The sequence below is a fragment of the Bacteroidota bacterium genome, from assembly GCA_034723125.1.
Lineage (GTDB): Bacteria > Bacteroidota > Bacteroidia > CAILMK01 > JAAYUY01 > JAYEOP01.
In genome coordinates this window covers 1-3,254 of the sequence record JAYEOP010000190.1, presented here as the reverse complement: position 1 = coordinate 3,254, position 3,254 = coordinate 1, and the positions used below count along the sequence as shown (strand labels likewise).

General features: G+C 31.1%; 3 protein-coding genes. All 3 read left to right on the top strand.

The features are described 5' to 3' along the window. Positions 1-76: 76 nt before the first annotated feature. From U9R42_05635 to U9R42_05625, 3 genes are read left to right on the top strand one after another with little or no spacing between them, the layout of a single operon-like run. Positions 77-1,219 (top strand): DUF819 family protein, encoded by a 1,143-nt coding sequence (locus U9R42_05635; GenBank protein MEA3495501.1) that lies wholly within the window; start codon positions 77-79, stop codon positions 1,217-1,219. A gap of 11 nt (positions 1,220-1,230) precedes the next feature. Next, positions 1,231-1,779: a nitroreductase family protein gene (locus U9R42_05630; protein ID MEA3495500.1), complete on the top strand. Its 549-nt coding sequence runs from the start codon at positions 1,231-1,233 to the stop codon at positions 1,777-1,779. Positions 1,780-1,833: 54 nt separating this feature from the next. Continuing rightward, positions 1,834-3,198 (top strand): hypothetical protein, encoded by a 1,365-nt coding sequence (locus U9R42_05625; protein MEA3495499.1) that lies wholly within the window; start codon positions 1,834-1,836, stop codon positions 3,196-3,198. Positions 3,199-3,254 lie beyond the last annotated feature (56 nt).

Here is a 3,254-nt window from a genome sequence, read left to right as displayed (position 1 = left end):
ACTTTTTAAAGGAAACTTCCGATTAAAAAAATTTATACTATTTTTGACGCTGATTATTTTTAAACGGTATAATTCTATGATTACAGTTTTACTCATTTTATTCTATATTTTCACACCTGTATTAATCCTTTATTTTTGTAAACGTTATTCTGTTATTCGTAAAGTGGGTTCTATTCTTATTGCCTATATCATTGGGTTGATAATTGGAAACATTGGAGTTTTACCTGAAAATAGTTTCAAAGTTCAAGACATGATAAATACCATTACTATTCCACTTGCACTTCCTTTGTTGCTATTTTCACTAAATATAAAAATATGGTTTAAAATGGCTGGTAAAACTGCATTATCATTATTCCTTGCCTTAATTTCAATGTTGATAGTTGTCGTTTTAGGATTCTTTATTTTCAAAGATAGTATTGATGAAAATTGGAAAGTAGCAGGAATGCTTACAGCTGTTTATTCAGGTGGCACTCCCAATCTTGCATCAATAAAAACAGCTCTTGATGTTGACCCGAATATCTACATATTAACACATTCCTATGACATTGTACTATCGGCTATTTTTCTGCTTTTTGTAATTTCCATAGGGCAAAAAACTCTTGGGTTAATTCTTCCTGCTTATAAAAAAGAAGAAAATACAAACACAAAAAATAATTCCATAGAAGAGGAAAATTTCTTTGATATTTTCACAAAAGATAAATTTATTCCTGTGCTAAAAGCATTTGGTATTTCTGTTTTAATTTTTGCAGTTGGTGGAGGATTGAGCATGATAGTTCCCGAAAATATTTCGATGACAGTGGCTATTTTATCAATTACAACTTTAGGAATTCTTGTTTCACTTATTCCTTCTATCAATAAAATTAAAAGAACTTTCGACCTTGGAATGTATTTTATTTTAATATTTAGCCTTGTTGTTGCATCAATGGCTGATATTCAAAATTTTAGTACCGAGTCTCTTGACCTTTTCTTTTTTGTAGCATTTGCAGTTGTAGGCTCTTTTGTTCTTCACATTTTACTTTCAGCAATTTTTAAAATAGATAGAGATTCAGTAATAATTACTTCAACAGCTTTAGCTTGCTCTCCTCCTTTTGTACCAATGGTTGCGGGTGCTTTAAAAAATCGTGAAGTAATAATTTCGGGGATAACAGTGGGAATAATCGGTTATGCAATAGGCAATTATCTCGGTGTTACTTTAGCATATATTTTTAAAGCGTTTTAATTTTTATTTAGATGGATTTCAAAGAATTAGTAGAAAAGCGACAAAGTGTTAGAAAATATTCTTCAAAAGCCATTGAGAAAGAAAAGCTTGAACAAATACTTGAATCTGCACGTTTATCGCCTTCTGCATGCAACTCACAGCCATGGCATTTTGTAGTAATTGACAATCCGGAAATAAAAAATTCAGTGGCAAAAGCTACCTTTAATAAAGTTGTGAATTTTAACAAATTTGTAACACAAGCAGCTGTAATTATTGTCATTGTTATTGAAAAACCAACAGTAATATCTGAAATCGGTGGTAGAATAAAAAACAAAGAATATCCTCTTTTTGATATTGGAATAGTTGCCGAGCATATTTGCTTGCAAGCAGAAGAATTAAATATTGGCAGTTGCATGATTGGGTGGTTTGATGAAAAAAAAATAATGAAAACCCTAAATATTCCAAACAAAAAAACCGTAGGATTGGTTATTACTCTCGGCTATGCACCCGAAGGATATAAATTAAGAAAAAAAATAAGAAAAAATAAGAATGAAATTATTAGTTTTAACAAATATAAATAATCTGGTTTTTATGTAAAAACGAATATTTAAAAAAATATAACTAAAATTAATCACATGAAAAAATCAATACTCTTTACATTAGCATTTATCTTTTTCGCCAACATTCTTTTGGGGCAAAATGAAACAAAAAAAGACAGCACTAACAATAAAGAAAAGATAAAAACAGGATGGAATTTTGGAGTTTTACCAGCAGTAGCATTTGATTCTGACCTTGGTTTTAAATATGGCGGATTAATAAACTTGTATAATTTTGGTGATGGTTCAACATACCCTAATTATTTACAATCCATTTATCTAGAAATTTCCAGAACTACAAAAGGCAGTGGTGTTAATCAATTATTTTTTGATTCGGAACACTTGTTCAAAAATCGAAAACTCAGAGTTACTGCCGACTTAAGTTTTTTAACAGAAAAAGCACTGGATTTTTACGGATTTAACGGTGCTGAGGCTTTGTACAATCCTGATTTTGAAAATGATCTTTCAAGTAATTCCTCTTATATTTCAAGAATGTTTTACAGGCATGCACGCAAAATGACAAGATTTACTTGCGATTTTCAAGGATATATAATTCCCGATAAACTAAGGTGGCTTGGCGGAATTGCATACTTTGGTAATAAAATAGAACAAGTTGACATTGATAATTTAAACGAGGGAAAAGATGAATCGGAAAAACTTCCTGACACAGCAAGCCTTTATGACAAATATATTGACTGGGGAATCATTCCTTCAGAAGAAGCTGACGGTGGGAATAATCAATATTTGAAATTTGGATTAATATGGGATACAAGAGATATTGAAGCCAATCCCGGACATGGTATTTGGTCGGAAGCTCTTATAATGACAGCTCCTTCTTTTCTTGGAAACAAAGAAAATGCTTACACTAAATTAGTTGTTACACACAGGCAGTATTTTACATTAATTAAAAAACGACTTACATTTGCCTACAGAGTTGGTTATCAAGGAACGATTGCAGGCAATGCACCTTTTTACATGCAAGCTTACATGATTAGTTCCTATTCTCCTTCGGTAATTACTGAAGGATTAGGAGGTTCAAAATCATTACGCGGTATTTTAAGAAATAGAATAGTAGGTGATGATTTCGTTTTTGGAAACTTTGAATTCAGATGGAAGTTTTTGAAAACCGTAATTAAAAATCAGAATGTTTACCTTGCTTTAAATCCTTTTGTTGACGCAGGAAAAATAATTGACCCGATAGACATTGACAAAAGTAACATCCCTGCATCTGTAACTCTAAGCAATTATTTTGATGAGTCAAAAGATAAATTTCATTTTACCTATGGCTGTGGATTACATATCGCTCATAACGAAAACTTTGTACTATCAATAAATTATGGAATAGCGGCTGACAAAAATGACGGCACAAAAGGATTGTATATTGGAACAAATTGGTTGTTTTAAGAAACAAATAAAAAGCCCCAAAATAATTTGGGGCTTCAAAAATTAATATATGATAA

Bases quoted from the DNA above. Each gene is read 5' to 3' on its own strand.
- U9R42_05635 (MEA3495501.1), top strand. From the start codon at position 77: ATGATTACAGTTTTACTCATTTTATTCTATATTTTCACACCTGTATTA.
- U9R42_05630 (MEA3495500.1), top strand. From the start codon at position 1,231: ATGGATTTCAAAGAATTAGTAGAAAAGCGACAAAGTGTTAGAAAATAT.
- U9R42_05625 (MEA3495499.1), top strand. From the start codon at position 1,834: ATGAAAAAATCAATACTCTTTACATTAGCATTTATCTTTTTCGCCAAC.